Origin of the sequence: Nocardiopsis halophila DSM 44494, from assembly GCF_000341245.1 — a bacterium.
GTDB lineage: Bacteria > Actinomycetota > Actinomycetes > Streptosporangiales > Streptosporangiaceae > Nocardiopsis_A > Nocardiopsis_A halophila.
On sequence record NZ_ANAD01000195.1, the window covers coordinates 1 to 23821 of the forward strand.

General features: G+C 70.3%; 28 protein-coding genes and 1 pseudogene. 9 read left to right on the forward strand and 20 right to left on the reverse strand.

The window, feature by feature from the left end; all coding sequences use genetic code 11:
* From D450_RS30930 to D450_RS0122075, 6 genes are all read right to left on the reverse strand, one after another.
* Positions 1-1124: hypothetical protein (locus D450_RS30930; RefSeq protein WP_017540808.1), on the reverse strand; the 1124-nt coding region annotated here is incomplete at its 3' end.
* Positions 1125-1770: 646 nt separating this feature from the next.
* Positions 1771-2121: a hypothetical protein gene (locus tag D450_RS0122055; RefSeq protein ID WP_017540810.1), complete on the reverse strand. Its 351-nt coding sequence runs from the start codon at positions 2119-2121 to the stop codon at positions 1771-1773.
* Between the two features lies 1 nt (position 2122).
* The gene (locus D450_RS35290) at positions 2123-2248 is read right to left on the reverse strand and encodes a hypothetical protein (RefSeq protein WP_017540811.1); all 126 of its coding nucleotides are present in this window, start codon (positions 2246-2248) and stop codon (positions 2123-2125) included.
* A gap of 31 nt (positions 2249-2279) precedes the next feature.
* Complete coding sequence (locus D450_RS0122065) at positions 2280-2705, reverse strand: hypothetical protein (RefSeq protein WP_017540812.1); 426 nt, start codon at positions 2703-2705, stop codon at positions 2280-2282.
* Positions 2705-3025: a hypothetical protein gene (locus D450_RS0122070; protein WP_017540813.1), complete on the reverse strand. Its 321-nt coding sequence runs from the start codon at positions 3023-3025 to the stop codon at positions 2705-2707. Before D450_RS0122070 ends, D450_RS0122065 begins: the two co-directional genes overlap by 1 nt.
* Positions 3026-3071: 46 nt before the next feature.
* Positions 3072-3548, reverse strand: a complete 477-nt coding sequence (locus D450_RS0122075) for a hypothetical protein (protein ID WP_017540814.1) — start codon at positions 3546-3548, stop codon at positions 3072-3074.
* 235 nt (positions 3549-3783) lie between these two features.
* Here D450_RS0122075 and D450_RS0122080 point away from each other — a divergent pair, with 235 nt between their 5' ends.
* Entirely contained in the window at positions 3784-4911 is a 1128-nt protein-coding gene (locus tag D450_RS0122080) for a helix-turn-helix domain-containing protein (protein ID WP_017540815.1), read from the forward strand.
* Here D450_RS0122080 and D450_RS0122085 read toward each other — a convergent pair.
* Positions 4895-5479, reverse strand: a complete 585-nt coding sequence (locus tag D450_RS0122085) for an NUDIX hydrolase (protein ID WP_017540816.1) — start codon at positions 5477-5479, stop codon at positions 4895-4897. The two genes, D450_RS0122080 and D450_RS0122085, sit on opposite strands and share 17 nt — an antisense overlap.
* A complete protein-coding gene (locus tag D450_RS0122090; RefSeq protein ID WP_017540817.1) occupies positions 5476-5703 on the reverse strand; it encodes a winged helix-turn-helix domain-containing protein in 228 nt (75 codons plus the stop codon). The genes D450_RS0122085 and D450_RS0122090 overlap by 4 nt, the downstream gene beginning before the upstream one ends.
* 137 nt (positions 5704-5840) lie before the next feature.
* Here D450_RS0122090 and D450_RS0122095 point away from each other — a divergent pair, with 137 nt between their 5' ends.
* The gene (locus tag D450_RS0122095) at positions 5841-6353 is read left to right on the forward strand and encodes a hypothetical protein (protein WP_017540818.1); all 513 of its coding nucleotides are present in this window, start codon (positions 5841-5843) and stop codon (positions 6351-6353) included.
* A 397-nt stretch (positions 6354-6750) separates the two neighbouring features.
* On the opposite strand, the gene D450_RS34305 is transcribed toward D450_RS0122095, so the two are convergent.
* The 4 genes from D450_RS34305 to D450_RS0122110 form a co-directional block, all read right to left on the reverse strand.
* Positions 6751-7041, reverse strand: coding sequence for a hypothetical protein (locus D450_RS34305; protein ID WP_152520891.1), 291 nt, complete (start codon positions 7039-7041; stop codon positions 6751-6753).
* 414 nt (positions 7042-7455) lie between these two features.
* Complete coding sequence (locus D450_RS33460; protein ID WP_152520892.1) at positions 7456-7755, reverse strand: hypothetical protein; 300 nt, start codon at positions 7753-7755, stop codon at positions 7456-7458.
* A 476-nt stretch (positions 7756-8231) separates the two neighbouring features.
* Positions 8232-9413 (reverse strand): helix-turn-helix domain-containing protein, encoded by a 1182-nt coding sequence (locus D450_RS30940; RefSeq protein ID WP_017540820.1) that lies wholly within the window; start codon positions 9411-9413, stop codon positions 8232-8234.
* Between the two features lie 276 nt (positions 9414-9689).
* Positions 9690-9959 carry a hypothetical protein gene (locus D450_RS0122110; protein WP_017540821.1) on the reverse strand — a complete coding sequence of 90 codons (270 nt, stop codon included), beginning with the start codon at positions 9957-9959 and terminating at the stop codon, positions 9690-9692.
* Positions 9960-10601: 642 nt separating this feature from the next.
* Here D450_RS0122110 and D450_RS31945 point away from each other — a divergent pair.
* Positions 10602-11843, forward strand: a complete 1242-nt coding sequence (locus tag D450_RS31945) for a replication-relaxation family protein (protein ID WP_017540822.1) — start codon at positions 10602-10604, stop codon at positions 11841-11843.
* A gap of 4 nt (positions 11844-11847) precedes the next feature.
* Here the strand turns inward: D450_RS31945 and D450_RS33465 are convergent, their stop codons facing one another.
* The 3 genes from D450_RS33465 to D450_RS0122130 all read right to left on the reverse strand — a co-directional run bounded on the left by D450_RS33465 (position 11848) and on the right by D450_RS0122130 (position 12987).
* Positions 11848-12069, reverse strand: coding sequence for a hypothetical protein (locus tag D450_RS33465; RefSeq protein ID WP_152520893.1), 222 nt, complete (start codon positions 12067-12069; stop codon positions 11848-11850).
* Positions 12070-12251: 182 nt separating this feature from the next.
* A complete protein-coding gene (locus D450_RS0122125; RefSeq protein ID WP_039820819.1) occupies positions 12252-12479 on the reverse strand; it encodes a hypothetical protein in 228 nt (75 codons plus the stop codon).
* Positions 12480-12531: 52 nt separating this feature from the next.
* Entirely contained in the window at positions 12532-12987 is a 456-nt protein-coding gene (locus tag D450_RS0122130; RefSeq protein WP_152520894.1) for a hypothetical protein, read from the reverse strand.
* Positions 12988-13428: 441 nt separating this feature from the next.
* On the opposite strand from D450_RS0122130, the gene D450_RS35295 reads away from it, so the two are divergent.
* Positions 13429-13569, forward strand: coding sequence for an acyl-CoA dehydrogenase family protein (locus D450_RS35295; protein ID WP_017540827.1), 141 nt, complete (start codon positions 13429-13431; stop codon positions 13567-13569).
* Between the two features lie 219 nt (positions 13570-13788).
* Here the strand turns inward: D450_RS35295 and D450_RS32730 are convergent, their stop codons facing one another.
* A complete protein-coding gene (locus tag D450_RS32730; RefSeq protein ID WP_152520895.1) occupies positions 13789-14175 on the reverse strand; it encodes a hypothetical protein in 387 nt (128 codons plus the stop codon).
* Between the two features lie 71 nt (positions 14176-14246).
* Here D450_RS32730 and D450_RS34885 point away from each other — a divergent pair.
* A pseudogene (locus tag D450_RS34885) lies at positions 14247-15374 on the forward strand (AarF/UbiB family protein).
* A gap of 14 nt (positions 15375-15388) precedes the next feature.
* Complete coding sequence (locus D450_RS0122155) at positions 15389-17017, forward strand: MFS transporter (RefSeq protein ID WP_017540830.1); 1629 nt, start codon at positions 15389-15391, stop codon at positions 17015-17017.
* 76 nt (positions 17018-17093) lie between these two features.
* On the opposite strand, the gene D450_RS31950 is transcribed toward D450_RS0122155, so the two are convergent.
* Positions 17094-17522, reverse strand: coding sequence for a flavodoxin domain-containing protein (locus D450_RS31950; RefSeq protein WP_017540831.1), 429 nt, complete (start codon positions 17520-17522; stop codon positions 17094-17096).
* Between the two features lie 176 nt (positions 17523-17698).
* On the opposite strand from D450_RS31950, the gene D450_RS0122165 reads away from it, so the two are divergent.
* Entirely contained in the window at positions 17699-18325 is a 627-nt protein-coding gene (locus D450_RS0122165; RefSeq protein WP_017540832.1) for a dihydrofolate reductase family protein, read from the forward strand.
* 19 nt (positions 18326-18344) lie between these two features.
* On the opposite strand, the gene D450_RS0122170 is transcribed toward D450_RS0122165, so the two are convergent.
* The gene (locus D450_RS0122170) at positions 18345-19835 is read right to left on the reverse strand and encodes an MFS transporter (protein ID WP_017540833.1); all 1491 of its coding nucleotides are present in this window, start codon (positions 19833-19835) and stop codon (positions 18345-18347) included.
* A gap of 74 nt (positions 19836-19909) precedes the next feature.
* Here D450_RS0122170 and D450_RS0122175 point away from each other — a divergent pair, with 74 nt between their 5' ends.
* Entirely contained in the window at positions 19910-20470 is a 561-nt protein-coding gene (locus D450_RS0122175) for a TetR/AcrR family transcriptional regulator (protein WP_017540834.1), read from the forward strand.
* Here D450_RS0122175 and D450_RS0122180 read toward each other — a convergent pair.
* Entirely contained in the window at positions 20454-21452 is a 999-nt protein-coding gene (locus tag D450_RS0122180) for a GlxA family transcriptional regulator (RefSeq protein ID WP_241483243.1), read from the reverse strand. The genes D450_RS0122175 and D450_RS0122180 overlap by 17 nt on opposite strands.
* 98 nt (positions 21453-21550) lie before the next feature.
* Here D450_RS0122180 and D450_RS0122185 point away from each other — a divergent pair, with 98 nt between their 5' ends.
* Entirely contained in the window at positions 21551-22324 is a 774-nt protein-coding gene (locus D450_RS0122185) for an NAD(P)H-dependent oxidoreductase (RefSeq protein ID WP_017540836.1), read from the forward strand.
* On the opposite strand, the gene D450_RS0122190 is transcribed toward D450_RS0122185, so the two are convergent.
* On the reverse strand, positions 22321-23821 hold a 1501-nt coding region (locus tag D450_RS0122190), incomplete at its 5' end, for a serine/threonine-protein kinase (RefSeq protein ID WP_017540837.1). The two genes, D450_RS0122185 and D450_RS0122190, sit on opposite strands and share 4 nt — an antisense overlap.

The following is a 23821-nucleotide window of genomic DNA, read 5'->3' on the forward strand; positions in this document are numbered from 1 at the left end:
TCCGGGTCGTCCCCGGGGTGTCCGTGCAGGTCAGGGGGCATGGGGCCAGTGCCGCCACCCGGGGTGGCGGCCGCGATCCCGGCAGGCTGTCCTTCCTGCTCAGGGCCAGTTCCGCCAGTCCCGCCACCCCACTCGGCCGGGGACTCGGGCACCCGGGCAATGGCGGCCATCACCTTGTCCAGCAGCGCCTCGTCACCGGCGATGAGGCCCGCGAGCTGCTCGCGGTCCCCGTCGGCGAGGCTGCCCAGCAGGGCCGTGCCCACCAGCTCGGCATCCGTAGGAGCCGGGCTGCTGACCGCGGGCGCCGCGGGCGCGGGCAGGGTCGGGGCCTCGACCAGCCGGTCCAGGGCCGCGGTGTCAGTGGCCACTCGAAGCAGGTCGGCGGCGTCCTGCTCGCCGATCTGGTCGGCCCGCTCGGTGCGGGCCTCGGAGGTCATGACCGTGATGGCGTGCGCGGCCAGCGCGGTGCCGGCCGCCCCGACCGCGCACAGCGCGGTGATGACGCTGGCCAGGGAGAACCCGAAGGCCAGCCCGAGCAGGTTCAGCCCCACGCTCATCAGCAGCGGCCCGGCGATCAGGGCGGCGACCAGCAGCTTGCGGCCCCGGGTGCGGGTGGCGATCGCATACCCCGAGGCGCTGTAGCGGGCCACCAGGCCGATGGTGGTGATGGTGGCCGTGGAGATGACCGAGCCGCCCAGCTCGACGATGAAGCCGGTGGCCGCGGCGCCTCCGGCGGCTCTGGCCAGCATCGCGATGCCGTAGCCGGATCCTGCGGACAGCAGCAGGCTCATGGCCAGCATCGCCACCGGACCCCACAGCCCGACCCGCGAGAGGACGGTGACCGCCCTGGGGGCGGCTTCGGCCGACCGGGCGCGCAGGGCGTAGGCCAGGTCGGTGCCGGCCGAAGCGGCGCGGTCGGCCAGTGCGGTGTAGGCGGTGTTGCTCAGGCGGGCGCGGGTGTTCACGCGGGTGCGGGCGGCGCGGGTGGCGCTGCGGCGGGCCGCGGCCACCACGCCCGGGTCGCGGTCGGCTTGGGTGAGCAGGGCGCGCTGTTCGTCGGTGAGGGCCTGGGCGTCGGCGGCGGCCGCGGCCAGGCGCCGGACCTTGCTCGAGGGCTTGGGCATTGCCGCCTCCTGGCGGGCGGTGGGACCATCGTTCACGGTTGGCGCCTTTCAGGTGTCACAAGGCGCCCCGCCGGTCACAGCGGCGGGGGGGCCTTTTNAACGGCGCGGCGTCCATGTCGGCGTCTCGGCGGCGGGCGGCCTCCTGGCGATCGCGGAGCACCTCGTCGGCGTCGGCCGAGGTCAGGCCGTGGCGGTCGATGAGGAACGCCTTGACCTCGCCCCGGAAATCGAAGGTCTTGATGGATCCGGCGGCGGTCCGGACGCCGTAGGAGAAGCCGTCGATCTTGTTGGTGTCCACATCGCAGAACACGCGGGGGTCGACGAACTGTCGGGGGTCCAGGGTCATCAGGGCCTGGGCACGCTGGGTCGCGGCCGAGACGACCTGCGGGGAGTCGGCGGTGAAGGCCTCTTCGAGGGCCGTTGCGGCGGCACGGGCCTGGCGCTCCCGCTGCAGCGAGAAGTCCGGCTCAGAGCTGGAGAACCGTTCGATCTTCTCGCGGGCGGTGTGCAGCTCGTTGTTGGCGTGCCGCAGGTCGCAGCGCAGGTCCGCCGCTTCCTTCTCTGCGGCCGCGCGGGCCGTGCGTTCGCGGGCCAGCTCTTCCTCCAGGGCCTGGATCCGCCGCTTGAGGGGCGCGGTGCGCAGCATTCAGCTCGCCTCCTGCAGGGTCTTCTCGGGGTCGCGGGTGCGGGCGTTGGCGTAGATGTCGATTCCGGTGCCCTGCCAGTCGTCCAGGCGCACGGTCGAGATGGCGTAGCCCAGGGACGGCTGTCGCACGGTGGTGCCCAGTGCTTCGGCGAGGTGCTCCATCCAGGCGGCCCGTTCCTCGTCGTTGGTGCCAGCCTGGTGCAGGGTCAGATCGATCTGCGGGCGGCCGCCGATCTCCATCCAGACCTGGACGGCGAGGGACGGGTGCGAAGTCCAGTACTCGTCGAGCTGGCCGGTGATGACCGAGGCGATCACCAGCAGCTCAGCCGCGGACAGCGTGCGGGTGGGCATATCAGGCCTCCTCGTCGGCGCGGGTCTTGGGTGTGATGACTCGGAAGCCCATCGGGTAGGGGCCCGCCACCAGGCGGACCAGGCCCGCCAGAACGGCCAGTCCCAGCAGGATGAACAGCACGGCCATCGGGTGCCTCCTCAGGCGTAGGGGGATGAGCTCACGCAAGGAACTGCCAGACTGTGCCGGCGGCGATGGCAAGCACGGCGAAGGCGATCAGGTCCACCGAGTGGCGGACGGCGCGGTACTTCGAAGCGGCCACCGCGCACAACGCCTGGTAGCGCTCCTGTGGGGCCTCCAGGGCGAAGTTCAGCCGTGGGGCGGTGGCGTGCCGGTTGCGCATGAATGGGGCGCGCGCCAGCCGCGGGCGCACCGCGTTCAGAGCGGCCAGGGTCGCCCCAGCCAGGGCCGAAGCTCCGGCCCGCACCAGCCACACGCCGGGCTCGTCTCCGGTCAGCAGGTCGCCCGAGACGGCGATCCCGGTACCGGCCCCGGCCAGGCCGACAAGGATGGAGGCCTTGGTGTCGATGCGGCCGATCTCGGTGCGGACCTCCTCAATGGCCTCGCTCAGCTCGATCTCGCTCATCAAGCTGCCTCCGTCCGGGTCCAAGCGGGCAGGTCGGCCGGACCGATCTCCCAGAACTCGTCGCCTCCGGCAGCGAGGTAGTCGGAGCGGCCCGTCTCCAGCCACTCGTCGGGGTCCAGGCGATGCAGAACGGCCTCCAGCTCGGCCTCGTCCCTAGTGGGGCGGATCGCCTCCCACCCGCAGGAGCACCAGGCGTGGCAGGCGATGCGGCCGTGTACCGCGGCCGTGGCCACCTTGGCGGGGTGGGCGGGGTTGGTGATCGCGGCGGCAGCCAGCAGGGCGGTTTCGCGGTCGGTAGCGGTGGCGATCGGGCTGTTCACGGCACACTTCTCCTGTCGTATCGGCGGTACTGGGAGTTCGTGCTGGTCAGGCGGTCAGATCGGTGACCAGCTGCAGGCGGGTCCACTCGGATCCATGGGCCAGAAGGAAGGCGAGGATGCCAGGGCGGGGCGGCGTGCCCCAGCCGCTGACGATGGCCTCGGCCTCGGCCATGTCGGTGTCGAGCAGCTCAGCGACGTCGGAGGCGTAGGCGGCGACCAGGCTCTGGGCCTCCAGCTCCTCGACGTCGTCGGCGAGCTCGGCCAGCTCGTCCGGGGTTGGCTCCCGCGGCTCGGACCGCTCGGGCTCGGAAGCCTCGGTGGCCGGCCGGTGGGTGCGGGGGTCGTGGCCGGGCTCCCCGCTGGCGGGCAGGACGTCTTCCAGGCGGACGCCGGCGGCGTCGGCGAGCTCGGAGAGCTTGGCGTAGTCCGCGGCGGTCTCGATCGGGCCGTAGACGAGGCGAACAAGCTCTTCACGAGCGATCTCAGCGAGAACGGACCGGCGGTTCCTGCTGCTGACCGACATGAGCACACTCCTCGTCTCGGCTCGCGCCCCTCAACTGGTGCGCACCAGTAGTAAACAACTGGTGCGCACCAGTGTCAAGCGCCGCTCTCAAGTGATCGGGAAGACGGTCATAGGATGTGCAGCGAAAGAGGCGGCCCGAAAGCCAACAGGGGTTAACTCAAGCGAGTTAACCCGCCTTCACCTGCAACGACGTCCAGACGGCGGTCGGAACGCGAGCGGCGAAAGGCTGTGTGGTGTGAGCGAGCGGATCCGGAACGCGCGCAAGGCCCGAGGATGGTCACAAGAGCGCCTGATCAGGGAGATTCAGGATCGCGCCGCGTCGAAGGCGCTGGCAGTCGCCTCGAAGAGCAGCCTCAAGGTCTATGTCTCCGAGTGGGAGAACGGCCGCCGCACAGTCTCCTCGCCGTACAAAGAGATCCTCAGAACCGTTCTCGGCATGACCGACGACGAACTGTTCCCTGAGCAGGACCTGCCGATTACCGCGGTCGACGGCTACGACGAGTTGCTCGAACGCCTTGAGAGCGCCCGGACCGTCAGCAAGACCGTGGTCGAAACCCTCAATAGCCAGACGGAACTGCTTCGCACTGTCGACCGGCAGATGGGGGCGGCGCAGCTGGTCGACCAAATGGGAGCGCACATCAAGACGCTCAATGAGGCGCTGACCTTCGCCGTGCTCCCGCAGGATCGCCGTCCGATTGCTGAGGCCCTTGCCGGAGCCTCCTCGCTCGCTGCCTGGCAGGCGCTCGACGTCGGTGCCATCGAGCGGGCATGGCGGCACTACGAGCTTGCGAAGACCTCTGCACGCGAGGCAGAGGAACCGAAATTCCTCGTTCATGCGATGGGGGAGCAGGCCTACGTCCTGGTCGATTCGGGGAAGCCGGACTTGGCTCTGCAACTCGCCCAGGAGGCGGTGCGGCAGGCGGAAGGGAAGGTGTCGCCACGCCTCATGGCGTGGTTATACGCGGCTGAAGCCGAATTCCAGGCGCTGAACGGGGATCTCGCCGCGTGCCACGAGCGACTGGGGCAGGCGGAACGCACCATGCCGGCGGACGACCTGCTGCGGGACCCGGATATGCCGAGCATCTTCCTGACCTCGAACCATCTGACCCGTTGGAGGGGGCACACGCTTGCGCTCGCCGGAGACGACCAGGCGGTCACGGACCTCTACGGCGTCCTGGAGGCCATGGATCCGACCTTCACACGGGCCGAGGCGGGCGTGAGGAGCAACCTCGCCCACGCCCACCTCGTGCGGAAGGAGTACGCGGAGGCCATGAGCCAGCTGCAGAAGGCGCGGCTCCTGGCCAACCGCACGGGATCAGTCCGCCACCGGAGGCGGATCGATCAACTCAACGGCCTTCTGTGACGGTCTCGCCGGGGATCCCCATGGCCATGATCTGGAGGAGGCCGACGAGGGTGCCGGCACCGAGCACCTCGTCCCGTTCGATCAGGCCGGAAACCTCTTTGAGAGGGATCCACGCGACGGTTCCGGCCTCTTCGCCGTCGGTAGGGGCGTCGGAGACGCGTTCGGCGCCCCTACCGACCAGGACGTCGTGAGGGGAGTCGACCATGCCGACCATCGGCTGGAAGGTCGTGAGGTGCTTGAGGCCTGCGGTCGGCCTCCACCCGGTCTCCTCCTCGATCTCACGCGCGGCGGCGCCGGCCGGGTCCTCGCCGGGGTCGATGATGCCGCCGGGCAGTTCCCAGCCCCACTTGTCCGGGACGAAGCGGTACCGCCGGAGCATCAGCACCCGGTCCTGGTCGTCGACCACCGCCGCGATCGCCACGTGGTGAAGACGAACGACGTGGTGCTCGAACCGCGGGGTACCCGGCGGCTCGATGTCCATCAGAGTGAGCTGGACCCACTTGTTGTCGTAGATGACCCGCTCTCCGTGGATCTTCCACTGGGGGAGATCCTGGTCGGGTTCGGTCACTCAGCCTCACCGCTCTCGGAGTTCACGAAGTATCCGCGGCCGTGCTCGCTGCGGATCGTTCCTTCGGCCGCCAGCTGCATCAGCACCAGGCGAATGGTCGTGCGTCCTGCTTCGAGATCCTTGGCCAAGGTCCGCTCGGAGGGCAGACGGCCTCCCGGTCCCAGGTCGCCCGAGGAGATGAGCTCCCGGATCGAACGCTCGACTCGGTCGGTCTTCTCGCCCATCTGCCGCCCTTCTTCTCGGTTCGCGTGGTGCGCACCAGTCTAGTTCGGGGGAACGCTTCCGGGAGGTCCCCGGCCCTAGTGACCCGGCGTGCCCCGCGGGCTACATTCGTGGAAGATCGTCGCGATAGGGAGGGGCAGTGCGCTTTCACCGCCGTGTCGACTTCTCGGGCTTCTCGGTGGAGGTGCCGCCGCTGGTCGTCGCCCTCGACCCCGAACAGGAGGACACGGACGAGGCCTTCTGCGACCACATCGCCAGGTACGTCGAGTGGCACCTGGGCGACGCGGTCCCGACCGGCGTCAGCGTTTCCGGACATCCTGCGCGCGACAACGGGGCCGTGCGGACCACGCGGCAGGATGATCGGCTGGGGACGTTCCTCGGCAGCTTCAGCGTCAGTGAAGGTCAGCCTCCTTTCCTCGACTACGTGAGGCTCAGAAAAGGGTGGCCCCTGACCGCTGCGCTCGCGGTCGGAGGGCTGTTCGTCTGGACAGGTTGCACGGGCCGGTCCGCCATGGAGCTCTCGCTCGTCTCGATCGGCCAGGTGCTGGGCTCGATGGCGCTCGTTGCGGTCGGGGTGCTGCTCTTCTCTCTGATCGCGCAGTACGCGGCCTGGCGGGAGTGGGAGCCGAGCGAGGATCTGTCCGACTACTAGGAGGGGAAGCGTTCCTGCTCCCTGTCAGCGGCGCGCAGCCGGGCAGCGAGTTCCTCCGGGCTCGGTGCGCTGAACGCGTTGCCGACGACGTGAGCGATGCGGCTCCTGCGCTGTGCCCAGGCCCAACGCGGGACGCCTTCCTCCTTGACCTGGCATCCGATCAGCCATGTGTCCCCGTGGGCCTGGCGGACTTCGTGCAGTCTGCATTGGAAGTCGAGAGCGGCCTCGAGCTCATCTGGCGTCTCAGTCCGCAGCACCTGGGGATCCGGTGATACCAGGCGCTCGGCCCTCCACTGGAGCCGCCCCTGCCAGCCGGCACGGGTCGTTGATATTCGCCAGACCTGGCCGTACTCGACTCGAAGGCGCTCCAGGGCCCGGAGAGTCTCGCGCGCCTGAGTCACCGCTCCTCCTGCAATGCCGCCCCCAGGCCAGGGAGTGGGCGTGCGCACCGCCGGGGCGGATCCTCTAGCTGCGTTCGCAGGAGCTCTGGTGAGCCCTCATGGAGTGTGGGAACGGCGTCGGGGACGCCAGTGTTCGTGGCCACCCAGGCGGCCGGCGCACCGTCCTCGCCGACCGAACGCCAGATCCGCCACCTTCCGCGGTAGGCCGTGTTGAGCTGGCTCAGCAGCTCATGATCACGGGCGTCCTCTCCGTCCGGCAGGTTGTCGTCGCAGGTCGTCGTGTCCATATTGGGAGGCTAGGGACGCCTGCTGGGCCGCAGGGAGACGACTAGTGGTGCTTGCGGACCGGGCACCAGTCACCATTCCTGTTCTGCAACCAGGGCGGCATAAGACGGAGTGCACACAGGACCAGGTAGTTCCAAACAGGAGGAAACAGAGACGGCGCACCTCACGCAAAACGCAATGCCGGACTCGGAGGACTCAGGCGGCCAGAGGAACGTCTCCTATATCGCGAAAGCCCTGACTCTGGTGCGGTGCTTGACCTCCGCATTTCGCCTGCTCGAACGCCTCTTGAAGCGATCAAGAGCAGGGGCTGCCGAGACGAGAAACCGCGACCCCGGATAAACGGAGCCGCGGTTCTCAGACTTCGGTCCAGTAGGAGGTTCCTACTGCGACCGTCAAGCCTTGGACTGAAGTGTGGATCAGCTCAAGCAGTCGTATTTTTTCGTCGTCTTGCTGTGCATGCCGAAACGCCAGGTATTCACCTCAACCGTATGAGTGCGGACGTAAATGGTGTTGCGCTTGTGGTACTTGCCTTCAGACACGAAATCGTACCGAATCTCGGTGTACCAATTTGGGCTTTCAGATGAGCCGCTGTGTGTGCACTGCTTGCTGTTGCCGACTGGCGGAGCCGCTTGCGCTGCTGTCGGGACGCCGGCCACAAGCGCACCGGCCAGGGCGGTCACAGCGATCCCTTTAGTTCCAATCTTGCGCAGTTGCACGAAGACTCCCTTTCGACTCGTTTCGATTTGATGCGTTGACGAACCTACTTGAGGTCACATGCAGAGGCAATGACTTTAGAGTGTGCTTGAAATGCCCAGGTCGCGGGCAATGGAGTGGTGCATGAGCCAGTCACCCCGAGAGGGAGGATCCGATCTTCGCCTGGTTTTGTTGCCTGCCTCACCTGTGTCTCGCGCACGGGTTTCCCTGTCGCGCGCTTCAAGTTTCCCGACCTGGCGGGTATACCTCATAGCGATGAACAGTCATTCTGCAAACGCAGTGAGGGTGGTGATAGGCGCCGCGCGCAACATGGGTAGCTCGGGTTCGTTTCCGGCGCTGTCACTGCTGGCGACAGCGAGCCGCGCTTCCATGACAAATGCAGTACATAGCTCGGGTATATGCACTGGCCCCAATTACGGTGTTCCAGGTCCGTCGCAGCGGGGATGCAAGCAGGGGGGAGTGGACCCCATTCCCTCTCCTACTCGGTATCCCACTCCAAAGAAAGCTGCTCGCGATAGTCGGCTACCCGCCGCTCGCTCGGATAGCGGGTGACCATTTCGTCGAGCAGGAACTCCGCCCAGGACGGCAGTGCGCCGGAGCGACGTTCACCTTTCAGAGCTGCCGAGCCCAGGTCGACGGCTTCGTCCAGGTCGCCGCGGCGGGCGGCGAGGACGCCAAGGTTAATGTTGGCGGTAGCCAAGCGCATTGGCCGGTACTCCGTTCCGCTGGGGCCGTAGCGCTCGGCCATTTCGCGGGCGAACTCCTCGGCGGTGTCGTCCCAGCCCAGCCAGGTGTAGGCGGTCGCGCCATGGCTGGTGAGCTTGTCAGGGTCGATGCGGAAATGGTGCTCAGGCCGCTCGACGGCGGGAAGGCGCCGCAGCATCGCCTCGGCCTGCTCCAGCACCGTGTGAGAGGAGGCATCGCCCATTCGGGCGCGGGCCTTGGCCTCTTGGATGGTCAGCTGCACGCTGGCGTGCGAGACGCCCGCGCGGGCGCGGCCGGCCTCGGCCTCATCGACGACGGTCTGGAAGCGTCCGCGGCTGAGCGCGCTCCAGGCCGACAGCTCGTGTGTCCAGCCGATGATCTCACCGTGGTCGGCCTGCTCGCCGAGCTGGCGGGCCAGGCGCCGGGCGGCCTCGGAGGCGGCGTTGTCGCCACAGTCGAAGTAGACCGACCCGAGCAGCGTGGCCAGCCAGCCGCCGGCCACAAGGAGGGCGCGGTGCTCGGCCAGCGTGCTGCGGCGCTCCAGTATGTCCAGCACCTCGCGCATGAGCCCTTTCGCTCGGTCGCGGAGGAGAGGACCCGGAGTGGTGGGGTAGTCGCAGCACAGCTCATCGACGGCTGCGGCGACCATCTCCACGGTGCCCGAGCCGACGTCGCTGGCACCAGCAGCGCGAGCGAAGGCCAGCATCTCGCCGACCTCGCCGCCAGGCCGGGGCGGCGGTGCACTGGCGCGCGAGGCAAGGGCGCCGTCGGCCTCCAAGACGCGGTCGATCATCTCGGCCATCGGCCGGGTAAGGGCCTGTTTTCCGGACAGGACGCGCGAGAGGTAGCCGTGGTCGAAGTTGGTGCGCCGGGCCAGTTCGCGCACGGAAATGCGGCGTTCTGTGAGCAGCGCGCGGACGGCTTGGCCGAAGGGGGGCGGGGTAGGATCGGGCATGGCTCCGCTCTCCTGATCAGGTCGCACTGTTCAGCCTAGAGCGGAGCTTCTTCGTGTCGGGGCTGATCGGGCCGACTGCGCTGGGGTATCGGCCACGGCCGCCCCGGCGCCGATCCCGCCCGCAGAAACCGCATAAAGCGCAGAACCCGGCGCGCAGGCCCACTGCCAGCGCAGACGCCGCCCCTTGGCAGGAAGCGCAGAAGTCCGCAAAATCCCCGGGTGAATACGCAAAAAGGCCCGCGACTCCCGAAGGCACGACGAGGGGGCGAAGTGGCACTAGTGATCGGGGACGCCGGGGCCGGTGTCCGGCCGATCCTCTCGCACAGCGCTGGTGCCGCTCACTCCCCGCGAGTCGAGCATGGCTTGGGCTGCGGCCCAGGCCAGGTCGCGATCACCGGTACGGGCCGTGGCCCGCCACCCGGTCGCAGGGTGGTGAGACGCGTAGGCGCCGTTCAGGCCCGCCCGTCCCAGCCACTCGACCAGCGCCACCGCGCTCGCCTCGGTACTGGTGTGCGCGACCACGCGGTGGGTGTCGTGGGTCTCCATGTCCTCATCCTTCCCATCCGTCGTCGCCGCAGGGGAGGGCCCCACGGCACGCGAGCGCCCAGCCGCCGGTTTTTGCGCGAGCACGCAGGCTTTCTGCGGGGTTTCTGCGCGCTCCAACTGAAGGGCACCTGAGCAGCGACAACGTGGCTATTGCGGGTTCTGCGGTTTTTGCGGGCACCCTCGAGGGAGTGGCCGCCCCCGGCTTCCGTTTGCCACGAACGCATAACGCTGCAAGGTGGGCGAGGGCGCATCCCGTTCGTGCCAGGCGGCATATGCGGCCAGCAGGGGGCGATTCGAGCCCCGCTGTCACATGCCGACGGTGCACCGGCGTTCTTCAAGGAGCAGCCGAAGGGACGTCAGGGCTGGCCGAAGAGAGGTCTACGCGCCATGGTGCGCAGACCGGCGCGTACAGGGGCGCGCAGGAACGTGCACATGGTGGCGCGTTGCGATCGGACGGGTAGGAAACGGGATCGCCGCCAGGGCAGCGCAAGCGCCCGCCGCGGCGGGCGCCGACATCTCTTCTTCTCTCATAGAGAGAAGAAGAGATGATCCCCTGTCCTCCTCGCTCCCGCTGAGGCACTTCGCCGTCCTCGTCCCGGCAGGCCGCTGCATCAGACCAGTACCTGTAACCGGGGAGACCCCATGGCATCCCGATCGCGCTCGGCTTCCACAGACCCCTCGTTCCGCCTGACGCCCCTCCAGCGAAGTGCCCTCCTCGCCCTGTCCCACCACCGACTGGCTCTCACCTCCCAGCTCCAGCGCATGCTCCGCTCCGCCACCTCTACGCAGCAGTACCTCCGCAAGTCCCTGGCAGGACTGCGTGACGCCGGGCTCGCCGACCGCGTGCACCGACCCCGCGGTGGGGACTCGGTCTGGTTCGCCACCGCGGCCGGCACCGACCTCGCCCAGCAGCACGGCGGGGTCCAGGAACGCCCCTACCGGATGGACCTCAAGCGTGCCCAAGGTCCGCTCCAGCACCACACCCTGGACGTCGTCGAAGCGGGCCTGTGCTTCTTGGAGCACGCCCGTAGCAACGGGATCGTGATGACTCCGTGGGCCTGGACCCCGGAGGTCGCCCACCGCATCAGGGACGGGCAGCGCCCTAGGCGCAGCTTCAACGAGACCCACATCATCAGCGACGCCGTCATCGACGTGGTCCTGCCCCAGAAGCACCAGAACGGCACCTGGCACTTCCACGCCTTCTTGGAGATCGACCGCGGCACCGAGTCGGTCCAGCGCCTGGCGAGCAAGGTCACGGCCTACGAGCGCTACTACCGCTATCGGCCCGGCGCCGACCACAAGGACCTCAAGAAGCTCCGGACCACGACCCGGGCACTGCCGGAGCTCGCGTGGTCGGAACGCTACACGTGGTTTCCCGCCCTGCTGGTGATCCTGGCCGGCCAGTCAGAGAAGAACCTGCGCTCCCGCATCGAGCAGCTCCAGGTGCGCACGACCCCCGTGCCGGTCTCCTTCGACCACAACTCCTTCAGAGCAGGAGTCACCACACTGGAAGAGCTGCGTACCCATGGACCGGGGGCGGAGATCTTCAAGCCGCTCGGTGCGGGCTGGAGGAAGCGGGGGCGGTTCAACGCCCGTCTTGTGGATGAGCCTGCCCCTGAACCCGCCCCCGGCCCGAAGCCGGACCCGGTCGAGGAGCGCAAAGCCACCCAGGCCGCCATGCAGCACACGATCACTGAGCAGGACCGGGAGCTGGCCGAGCTGCGGAAGGAGAAGGATCTGGCCGAGGCCCTATTGGCCGCCGCGCACGAGGACAACGCCGAGCTCCACCGCAAGCTCCAGACCCAGCAGCGGGAGGCCGAGAATCGGGCGCTGGCAGAGCACGCGCCGTATGCCAGGAAACGGCTGTTCCGCAAGCGGCGGTGAGCGCTCAAGGAAGGGTGTCGACGTCCAAGGCCGCGTCGAAGCGCAGCAGCGTCTGCGGGCTACTGGTCAACACCGGCCATAGCCGCACCCGGGCGACGAAGGCCACGTGACCCGTCACCAGGTCGAGGTCGGGCGTGTGGGAGCGCGCGTTCGCCAGCAGCTGCCCGACCCGCCTGGTGGTCTCCAGATTCAGCTCGTCCAGGACCACGCCGTTCTGAGACAGCAACCGGTGCAGCTGCTCCCGGCCCGCCAAGGGCAGTCGACCGAGAGCTTCCCCGAGCGCGGCGGCTGGCACCGACAGGCGGGCCTCGGGCGAGCGCAGCGCGACAGCCACTCGGGCACGGGCGTACTCCCGACCGCGGGCAAAGTCGTGTAGGGCACTGGAATCGAGAATGCGCCCCTGGGGCATCAGGAGGAGGGTTCCATACCAAAGGAGCGGTACGCGTCCGTCAGAGCCTCATCTGAGACTTCCCAGGAGTCGATCCAGGCCAGGGTCTCCTCGCGCGGCGCCTGACCCCACTGCTCGGCACTCAGGAGCGCCTCGACGTCCTCGGCCGCAGTCAGCGCGCGCTCCGCAGCGGCCTCAGAGAGCTCCCCGGCCTCCAGCCGCCGCCCGAGTTCCTCGCGAGCGTCCATGAGAGCAGTGTAGGCGACGAGGGCATGGACGGACATGGCGCCTCCACGGTGTTCAGAAGGGAGGGTCATCTGCAGAAGGAGCCCAGAGAACACTCTTTGGTGGGACGTAGTCCTCCATCCCCTTATGCGCATACCCCCCGCCACCGAGCGCCTGCTGCCAGAGGGTTCGAAGGACAGACCGGGCAGATTCCGGCCCGACCTCCCAGTCGTCGTAGTCGTCCTCGATAACGACCATTCGGTCAGGATCGACACCAGCCATGACAGAGAGGGCAACGAAAACCGCTTCGACGTTTTCCCAGGTCTGAGGCACGACCTTACCGGTCAACATGCGGCGAACCGTCTCCTTGCTGGCGCTGCCGGCAAGGTCCAGTTCCTCTACACGATCGCTGACCGCTTGCGCGGGGGGCATACCTGCGTCCCCCCAGACTCGGAAGAGGACCTCCACGAAGTGGCGGCGTGCCCCTGGTGGCAACTCTTCCTGCGAGGGAAGACGGATCTTCTTGGGCATCAAGGACTCTCATAAGCAACTATAAGCACAGGAAGACAACGTGTAATCAAGGTACAGCACGGACGAGGCATCCTAGAGCGCTCTTCCAACGATCTCCACCTGTTGACCAGGAAGGTGGGAGATCGCATGTCACCAGCTTTTCGCGGGCTCGAAGCTTGCTAGGGAGTCCCACGAGCGAAGAGGGAGTGGCAGTCATGCTTGAGGTCCGGGTGGCCTTGATCCTGATCGGCAGCGCCATGATCGGGGCGATCACGGTCGGGCTCTGTCTCGCAGACGGAACCTCCTGGCCGAGTGCCCTACTCTCTGGCGGTGCAGCAGCGGGCGCAGCGGTCGGCGTCTTGGCGCTTGCGATCGGGTGACCGACGCACGAAGTCGTAGCCCACCGCTGTTCCGTCCCTGTTCCGTCCGGGACTGGGAACCAACGAGAAACTACGGGTACTCGTGGGCGAGGTTCATGCAGGTGAAGCAGCCTCTACGGAGATCCGCCGCTGGTGGCGAAACACCACCTCGTTGAACACCCAGATCTACGAGGGCACCAACCAGATCCAGCGCATGGTGATGGCCCGCCAGCTGCTGAAGTAGGTCCTCAGAGGCACAAGGCCCTGGTCGCAACGGGTCCGCACCGTGCATGACCCGTTGGTGTGCCGCGGGCGGCCAGGGCTTGTTCGCCGCTCGCTCCAATGAGTTCCGACCGACCTGTTCCGTGCGCCACCGCACGGCCCCGCCGGGTCAGCTCGTGGTAGACCCTGCGCAGCCCGCAGACCTCGTGGTTCACAGCGTGCACCCCGGCGATGCGGGCGGTCAGGTCCGCATCGGAAACCGAGTGGTCCGAGGGTGTCCGGTCCTCGGCGCAGGGGAGGCGGACGGGCCGACCCGCAGCACCCGGGGGATCGGCTCGAGGCCGAACTCCTGCTTATGGACGTCGATGGAGGCGACTACCCGGTCTGTGGGGCGGTCGAGCTGCGCCACGAAGAACGCCGACGCGGACTTGAGGATGGTGTCGGCCCGGCGCAACTCCCTGTTCTGGCGCTCCAGCTCGGCCAGGCGCCGGGCCTGGACGGCGGTGGTGCCGGGCCGGTCTCCGACACGGGTGAGGGTCCCGGGCCGGGTGGCCGGGCCCCGCCTGGCCTCCACGGCCGCCCTCATGGCGTGTTCACGCAGCTCACCGGCGCCTCCCGGTGCTTGCATGTCGCGCATCCTTCCCAGTTTCGGGAGCCTCCATCGCCCCCGGAACAAACACTCGACCGAGCAGTGAGCGGATGTACCTCCGCGCCTGCATCCTTGGATGCGCAGTCCATACCCGCTCCGGGGGTCACCGTGGACATCGCTGCGAGCGCGCTCGACGCGTCCGACACGGCTCAGCGCCGCGGTGCTGCTCATGCTCATCCCCGGAGCCATTTCCCGGCGCCTCCTCAGGGTGCGTATGGGCGCCGACCGAATCATCCTGGCCCGCGCTCTCGGGCCCGAGGGCAGGGGTCGGGCCCGAGTCCCCGTTCGCGGCCGCGTCGATCGGCCAGGTGCATGCGGCCGTACCGCAGCCCGGGGAACGGATTGCCGCGAAAGTGCGCAGGCCCAGCCTCGTGTCGATGATGGAACGCGACTTCGACATCGCTTAACGTCTGGCACGCAGGCTCGCCCGGTCCAACGACTGGGCGGCCCGCTTCGGCATCGAACGGCTCGTGGACCGCCACGCTACGAGCCATCGCGACAAACCCGACCACAGGTAGGAAGCCGCCGACATCGCCGCCCTCACCGAGGTGCAAGCGCAGGTGCCCGACGACGACCGCGTGCGCATCCCGCGCAACTTCGCCGGATTCGGCGCAGGGCAGGTGCTCGCCGTGGAACACGTCACCGGGTCCACGTTCGCGAGCGCGTCGCTCGAGGCACTGAATACCGAATCCGACCACCGGTTCGCGCCCCGCCTGCTCGCTGCGACACTCTTCCACAACATGGAAGCCGGATTCTTCCACTCCGACCTGCACCCCGGAGCCAACATCGTCGCGACCGACGGCGGTCTCCTCCCCGATTCCGGGTCGATCGGCCGCACGGATTCGGACACACGCAGTCGCGTCGGTGAGGTGCTGTTCGCGTTCTCCCTGCGCAACGCCGACGCGTTCACCGACGAACCCTTTTCGGCATTGCCGATCGTGGAACGCCTTCCACACCGGATCGCCCCCGTCACCGGGGGCCGCGCCGTCGTCACCTTCCTCGCAGGCTTCTTCGGGACCGTGGCCGCAATGCTCCTCACCAGCGACGCCGGCCCCCAGCCCACCGACACGCTCACCGTGTTCCAGGGCTTCGGCTACCTCATCCTCGTCGTCGCCGGAGTCCTCACCCTGCGCGCGCCCTTCGGCGCGCTGCGCCGCCGATGGCCCCGATCACGCTGAGAGGACACCACCCGATGACCACCGGTACCGGCACCCCCGCACCGAGCAGGCGCGACTGGCTCGGCCTCGCCGTGCTGTCCATCGGGCTCGGCCTCATCGTGCTCGACGGCACCATCGTCGGCATCGCCCTGCCCGCCATCATCGGCGACCTGCACCTCGACCTCACCGACGCGCAATGGGTCAACAGCCTCTACGCCGTCCTCCTCGCCGCACTCCTGCTCTCCACCGGGAATCTCGCGGACCGATGGGGACGCAAACGGATCTTCCTCGCCGGCCTGATCGTGTTCGTCTCAGGCAGCCTTCTCGCCGCCGCCGCGTCCACGGCGGGCGTGCTGATCGGGGCGCGTGCGGTGCAGGCGGTCGGAGCGGCGTTCATCATGCCCTCCACCCTCTCCACCGTCAACGCCGTATTCCGCGGGAAGTACCGGGCCGCGGCGTTCGGCGTGTGGGGCGCCGTGATCTCCGGCGCCGCAGCCGTCGGTCCGCTCGCCGGCGGTGCGCTCACCCAATGGACGTCGTGGCACTGGATCTTCCTCGTGAACCTCCCGATCGGCGCACTCGTGTTCATCGCCGCGATCCCCACCGTCCCCGAAACCCGCGGCGAGAGGAAACGCCCCGGCGTCGACGTCGACGGGGCACTGCTCAGCGCCATCGGATTCGGCGCACTCGTCTTCGCAGTCATCGAAGGGCCGGACCTGGGCTGGTGGACCCCGAAATACGACCTGACGGTGTTCGCATGGGTGTGGCCCCGCGATGCCGCGATCTCGGCCGTGCCCGTGGCGTTCGGGACCGCCGCCATCGCGCTCGTCCTGTTCGTGGTCTGGGAACGCCACCGGGAGAAGGTGCGGCGCGCCGCTCTCCTCGACCTCGGCCTGTTCTCGTTCTCCACGTTCTCCTGGGGGAACCTCACCGCCGCGATGGTGGCCGTGGGAGAGTTCGCGATCATCTTCGTCCTCCCGCTCTACCTGATCAACGCCCTCGGCCTCGACATCATGGGAGCAGGCCTCGTTCTCGCGGCCATGGCCGTCGGCGCGTTCCTCTCCGGCGCCACGGCCCGGCACCTCGCGGCGAAGTTCGGCTCGCCCGGCACCGTGCTCATCGGGCTGGGCCTCGAAGTCGCGGGCGTACTCGCACTCGCGCTGATCCTCGGGCCCACCACCCCCGGCTGGATCATCGCGATTCCGCTCACCGTGTACGGCCTCGGACTCGGCCTCGCCTCCGCGCAGCTCACCGGCACCGTCCTCGGCGACATCCCAACCGAGGTCTCCGGTCAGGGATCGGCAACGCAGAGCACGGTCCGGCAGATCGGCTCCGCGCTCGGCACCGCTTTCGCCGGAGCTGCGCTCTCGATCTCGCTCGCGCTCACCCTGCCCGCGGCCCTCGGAGACGCCGGACTCACCGGAACGGCCGCAGACGAGCTCGCGGATGCCACCCGCCAGTCCGCCGGCACCACGATCGCGCAACTGCGCGCCCAGGGAGACCACAGCAGCCTCGGCGATGAAAGCGCTACGGCCGTCGATGCGCTCACAGTCGGATTCGCCGACGCGACACGCTGGGCCCTGCTGGTCGCGACCGTCTTCCTCGCGCTCGGATTCATCGGTGCCCTTCGACTCCGAAACGCGGCACGCACACATCAAGCGTAAATGTCTTGCCGCTACGGGTCACATTTCCACCGCTTCTGCATATCGCCTCAGAAGGACGTCAAGCGGTTGCGAGTCTTCACAGGCAAGGGGGGCGGACTCCGGCCACGCCCGGTTGCGCGGGCCCGACGAGCGCGCGGCCTCCCACCTCAAGAACGGGGCCGTCGTGAGCCGGCTGCGTAACTGCCCCTACAGGGCTGGAGAGATCACCCAGGACGTACCGGTCCTGCGCCTTCCCCGGCCCGCGCAACGCGTCCGGCATGCCCACGCCGAACAGCCACACCGGCCGGGAGCGCATGCGGGCGAGACCGCGGCCGACGATTTCCCGGGCCATGTCCGGCCACGTGCGGTCGTGCGCGGCGCTGCCGATGGCGGCGGCGCCGTACCCGCCCACGTAGTCGACGTCCGCGAGCGAACGGACCTGGGCGTCGACCCCGCCCGTCCGGAGCCCCGATCCGATGCGCTGTGCGATCTCCCGCGTGGAGCCCTGCTCCGACGCGTATCCCATCGAAACGCCCGTGGCGCCTCCTGTGCCACGGTGCCCGCGCACTCCAGCGAAGGCCGTGCCGCCCGCCCTGGACCAGGGACGTCGGTCCGGGACCGGGCCACCGAACCGATGAGAACGGCGCGGCGCCGCGGTCGGACAGTGCGGACGAACGTTCTCCCGTGAGAGGAACCGCGGCCATGAAGCTCACCAGCACCACATGGGTCACCGTCGACGGCGTGATGCAGGGCCTCGGCGGGCCCGACGAGGACCGCAGCGGAGGGTTCGAGCGCGGGGGCTGGGTCATGCCCTACTACGACGAGGAGGCGGCGGCCCATCTGAACCGGGTCTACCAGGGCGCCGACGCCTTCCTGTTCGGGCGGCGCACCTATGAGATCTTCGCCGGCTACTGGGGCGCCATGGCCGATCCGGACACGAACCCCATCGCGGCGGCCCTCAACTCCCGGCCCAAGTACGTGGCGTCGACCGTGCTCACCGATCCGGGGTGGTCGGAGACCACCGTGCTCTCCGGCGACCCCGCCGGGGCCGTCGCGGAGCTGAAGGCCCGGCCGGGCGGTGAGCTCCAGGTGCACGGGAGCGGCGCCCTGCTCCGCCGGCTGCTCGCCGAGCGGCTGGTCGACGAGGTCACCCTGCTCGTGTGCCCCGTGGTCCTCGGCCAGGGCAGGCGGCTGTTCCCCGACGACGGCCCGGACACCGCGCTCGACCCGGTGGGGGCGCGGACCACCCCGAAGGGCGTGGAGATCCGGGTCTACCGTCCCGCCGGCCGCCCGCGGTACACGACCGCGGCCCCCGCCCCGGTCGGCTGAGCGCGTCCGCGGGCGGGCGTCAGCGACCGCGCAGGGCCACGGCGGTGAACAGGGCCGTGGCCGCCATGACGGCCGCCCCGGTCAGGGCCGCCGCGTTCAGGCCCTGGGTGAAGGCCGCGAACGCGGTCTCCAGCAGGTGGTCTCCCGCCGCGCCCATGCCCGCGGCCTGCTCGGCGGCGCCCGCCACGGTCCCGGGGGCCTGCTCGGGCACGGCGCTCCGGTAGACGGCCGCGGCGACGGTCCCCAGGACCGCGATCCCGAGCGCGTTGCCCAGTTCGACGGCCGACTCCGACACACCGGACGCAGCGCCCGCGCGCTCGCGCGGGGCCGCCCCCAGGACCAGGTCGTTGGCGAGCGACCCGACGGCCCCCACGCCGAGGGTGACCACCGTGTAGGCCCCGATGAACAGCGCCACGGGCGACTCCGGCCCCACCGCGGCGATCCCGGTGAAGCCGAGCGCGCCCACGGCCAGCCCTGTAGACAGCACCGCGCCCCGGGGGACGCGGCCGGCCAGTGCGCCGGCGAGCACGACCCCGGCGACCGTGCCGAGGAAGGTGGGCAGCGCCCGCAGGGCGGCCTGGAGGGGGCTCAGGCCGTGCACGGTCTGCAGGTAGGTGAAGGCGAGGAGGCCCATACCGGCGGCGGCCAGGGAGACCGCGCCGTTCGCGGCGACGGCCGCCCCGAACGCCGGGTTGCGGAACAGCCCCAGGTCGATCAGCGGGTGCGCGGCGCGCATCTGGCGGCGGACGAACAGCGCCCCGCAGGCCAGTCCCCCCGCCAGGGCGGCCCCGGCCGCGGCGTCGGGGCCGTACTCGGAGGCGTGCTTGAGCGCGAAGACCGTGCCCAGCAGTGCGCCCAGCGAGAGCAGCGCCCCCGACAGGTCGAAGGCCCCGCCCTCGGGCGCCCTGGACTCGGGAACCAGCAGCGGCGCCGCGAGCAGCAGCAGCGCCATCACCGGGACGTTGACGAGGAAGACCGACCCCCACCAGAAGTGCTCCAGCAGGGCCCCGCCGATGACGGGGCCGGCGACGGCGCCGCCGGTGAAGGCGGCCGTCCAGGCGCCGACCGCGGTCCGGCGCTGCGCTGGGTCGGCGAAGAGGGTGCGGATCAGGGCGAGCGTGGAGGGGGCGAGGGTGGCCGCGCCGACCCCCAGCAGGGCGCGTCCGGCGATGAGCAGCCCGGCGGTGGGGGAGAAGGCCAGCAGCGCCGAGGCCGCCCCGAAGGCGGCGCCCCCGGCGATCAGCAGCCGCCGGCGGCCGAACCGGTCCCCCAGCCCGCCCATGGCGATGAGCAGTGAGGCGAGCACGAAGCCGTAGACGTCCATCATCCACAGCCACTGGGCGGCGGTGGGGTCGAACGCGGCGGCGAGCGCCGGCGCCGCCACGAACAGCACCGAGATGTCCATCGACACCAGGAGCGCGGGCAGCAGCAGCACGGCCAGCCCGGCCCAGGCGCGGGGGCCGGCGCGGGGCGGGACGGCGGCGGGTTCGGAGGCGGGGGTCGTCGTCATGGCCGTGATCGTACGTACGTCATAGACGCTCGTCAATATGTACGTACGTCCAAGGGCGGCGGTAGGATGCCGCCATGAACCACCGCGACGACCTCCTCGAAGGCGCCAAGAAATGCCTGGTGGAGAAGGGCTACGCGCACACCACCGCGCGCGACATCGCCGCCGCCTCCGGCGCCCACCTGGCCTCGATCGGCTACCACTACGGGTCGAAGGACGCGCTGATGAACGCCGCGGTCATCGCGGCGACCAGCGAGTGGGGCGACACCGTCGCCGAGGCGCTGGACGCGGTCGAGGCGCCGGACCCGCAGGCGCGGCTGGCCGCGCTGGTGGACCGGATGCGCGCGAGCACGCCGCAGGAGCGCGAGCTGCTGATGGCGAGCGTTCAGGCCTACGCCGAGGCGCAGTTCTCCCCCGAGCTGCGCTCGGCGCTCGGCGCGGCCTACCAGGAGGCGCACCGGGAGTTCGCGGCGCTGCTGGACCCGGGCTCGCAGGACACCCCGCAGGGCCGGGCGCTGGGCGCCGCCGCCTACGCGGTGTTCTCCGGCGTCATCCTCCAGGAGCTGGTCGACCCGGACGCCCTGCCGGACACCGAGGCGCTCATGGCGGCGCTGCGCCGCCTCACCGGTGCGCCGTAGCCCCGCGGAAGGTCCGGCGGTACTCGGTGGGCGAGACCCCGGTCTCGGCCTTGATGTGCGCCCGCAGCGAAGCGGCGGTCCCCAGCCCCGACCGCTCGGCCACCCGGTCCACCGCCAGGTCGCTCTCCTCCAGCAGCCGGCGCGCGTAGTCCACGCGCTGCCGGTGCAGCCACCGCGCGGGCGAGACCCCCGTCTCCTCGCGGAAGCGCCGGGTGAAGGTGCGCACGCTCATCGAGGCCCGGCCCGCAAGCTCGGCCAGCGGCATCGGGCGGGACAGGTCCTCCTCGGCCCAGGCCCGGGCCACTGCGGTCGCCCCGCCGCGCGCCGACGGCGGCACCGGGCGCCGGATGTACTGGGCCTGCCCGCCGTCCCGGTGCGGCGGCACCACCGTCCCGCGGGCCACTTCGGCCGCCACCGCCGCCCCGTGGTCGCGGCGGACCATGTGCAGGCACAGGTCGATGCCGGAGGCCACCCCGGCGGCGGTGAGCACGTCCCCCTCGTCGGTGTAGAGCACGTCGGGCTCGACCCGCACCGCCGGGTACAGCTCGGCCAGGCGCGCCGCCGACCGCCAGTGCGTGGTGGCCCGCAGCCCGTCCAGCAGCCCGGCGGCGGCGAGCACGAAGGTGCCGGTGCAGATGGAGGCGTACCGCGCACCCGGCGGGATCCGCGCGAAGGCCTGCGCCAGCTCCCCCTCCAGCGGCCCGCCGACGGGCTCGTAGTCGACGTCGGAGGCGGGCACGACCACGGTGTCGGCCGCGGCCAGGGCCTCCGGCCCCCGGGCCACGTTGATGGTGAAGTCGGCGTCGGTGCGCACCTCCCCCGGCCGCACCGCGCAGGTGAGCACGTCGTACAGCCGTCCGCCCTGCGGGGACCGCGCCTCGCCGAAGATCCGGTGCACGATGCCGGTCTCCATCGGCAGGGCCCCGTCGCGGACCAGGACCGCCACCGTGTGCCGTGCTCGCTTCCGGGGGGTTCGCTCCATGGCCCGATTATTGCGCATATCGGCCGACGGGCCACTCGTGCCCCGGCGGGCCCGGGCCGCATGATCGATGCGATCCCGAAAGCGAGGAGAGCGCTCCGATGAACGTCCTGTGGGTCTTCGCGCACCCCGATTCCCGGTCCCTGAACGGCGCGCTGCGCGACACCGCCCAGCGCGCGCTCAGCGACGGCGGCCACGCCCTCGTGGAGTCCGACCTGTACGCGATGGAGTGGAACCCGGTGGTCGGGCCCGACGACTTCGGCCACGACCCGGTCGAGCGCCTACGGGTGCCCGCCGCCACCAAGCGCGCGCGGAGCGCCGGGACCATGGCCCCGGACATCGTGGCCGAGCAGGAGAAGCTCGCCTGGGCCGACACGGTGGTCGTGCAGTTCCCGCTGTGGTGGTACGGGCTTCCGGCGATCCTCAAGGGGTGGTTCGACCGGGTCTTCACCATGGGGTTCGCGTTCGGGATCCAGGACCCCGAGACCGGCCGCACGCTCCGCTACGGAGAGGGGCCCCTGGCCGGCAGGCGCGCGCTGGCCGTGACGACCGTCGGTGCCCGGGAGACCTCCATCGGCCCGCGCGGGGTCAACGGCGCCATCGAGGACATCCTGTTCCCGCTGAACCACGGGACGTTCTGGTACACGGGGATGGACGTGCTGCCGCCGGTCGTGGTCCACAGTGCCGACCGCGCGTCGGCCGAGGACGTCGAGCGCGCCGGCAAGCACCTGGCCGAGCGGGTGCTGACCGCCTGGCAGACCGACCCGGTCCCCTACCGGTCGCAGAACGGCGGCGACTACGACGACGCCCTGGTGCTGCGCCCGGAGCTGGCCCCCGGGGAGACGGGCCTGGCCGCCCACCTGCGCCGCTACTAGGCGGCCGGCTCGAAGGAGGCCGTGATGGCGTCCAGGAGCCCGCGGTTCTCCTCCCAGGTGTCGGTCGGGGAGACGAGGAAGAGGGCGTACCCCTTCTCCTCGGTGTGGAAGGCCCGGTTGACCGCGTGCCGCTCGTCGAAGGTGAACTCCCAGTCGGCCGCGCTGATGTACCGGTCCACGAAGGGCTCGTCCAGGGCCGTGATCGCCTGCTTCTCGTAGCCCGAGAAGTTGCTGGAGATCGCGCCCTCCTGCCGCAGCCAGTCCTGCTCGGCGTCGTCGCCGGGGTCGTCGGTCTGGTCGATCTGCAGGTAGCCGCCGCCGGGGAGGTCGAAGAAGACGCTGGTGCCGCTGCGCTCGCGGAACTCCCACCCCTCGGGCAGGTCCACGGAGAAGCCGGTCTCGTCCTCGTACCGGGCCATGGCGACGTCGGCCTCGGGCTCCTCGGGCTCGTCGGCCTGCGCTGAAGGGTCGCCGTCCTGCTCTGACGGTGCGCTCGGCCCGGGCTCCTGCGTTCCAGCCGCCTCCGGGGGCGTGCGGGGGGCCGGGTCGGCGCCGTCCAGCCCTCCGTCGCCCAGCCAGAAGGCCAGGGCGACGGAGGCGGCGAGCACCGTGGCGGCGGCGCCCCCCAGCGCCGCGAACCGGCGTCCGCGCCCGCGCCCCTTCCCGGACGGCGGGGGCTCGGCGGCGGACGCGGCGGCCGGGGCCTTCCCGGCGTGCTCGGCCGCCTCGCTCAGCATGCGGTGCGCCTCGGCGATGCCGGGCCGCCGCTCGGGCTCCTTCTCCAGCAGGGCGGCCAGCACCGGGGCCAGCGGGCCGGCGTTGCGCGGCGGCGGCACCTCCTCGGTGACGATGGCGGTCAGCGTCGCCACCGCCGCCTCCCGGTGGAAGGGCACCCGGCCCTCCACCGCCTGGTAGAGGGTGACGCCCAGCGACCAGATGTCCGAGGCCGGGGTGGCCGGGCCGCCCTGGGCCTGCTCGGGGGACAGGTAGCCGGGCGAGCCCACCAGCAGGCCGGTGCTGGTCAGCCCGGAGGTGCCCTCCAGCCGGGCGATGCCGAAGTCGGTGAGCACCGCCCGGTCGCCGGGGGCGATGAGCACGTTGCCGGGCTTGATGTCGCGGTGCACGATGCCGCGGTCGTGGGCGATGGACAGCGCGGTGGCCATCTGCACGCCGATGGCCGCCGCCCGGCCCGGGTCCAGCGCCCCGTCGCTCTTGATGACCTCGGAGAGCGAGCGCCCCCGCACCAGCTCCATCACGATCCAGGGCCGGTCGTCGCCGTCCACCACGTCGAAGACGGTGATGATGGAGGGGTGGCCCAGCCGCGCGGCGCTGCGCGCCTCCCGCAGCATCCGGGTGCGCAGCACCTCGACCTCGGCCTGGGGCAGCTGCGGGGGGATGGTCAGCTCCTTGACCGCCACAGGCCGGTCGAGCAGCTCGTCGGTGCCGCGCCACACGCGGCCCATGCCGCCCGCGCCGATCAGCTCGGTGAGGCGGGAA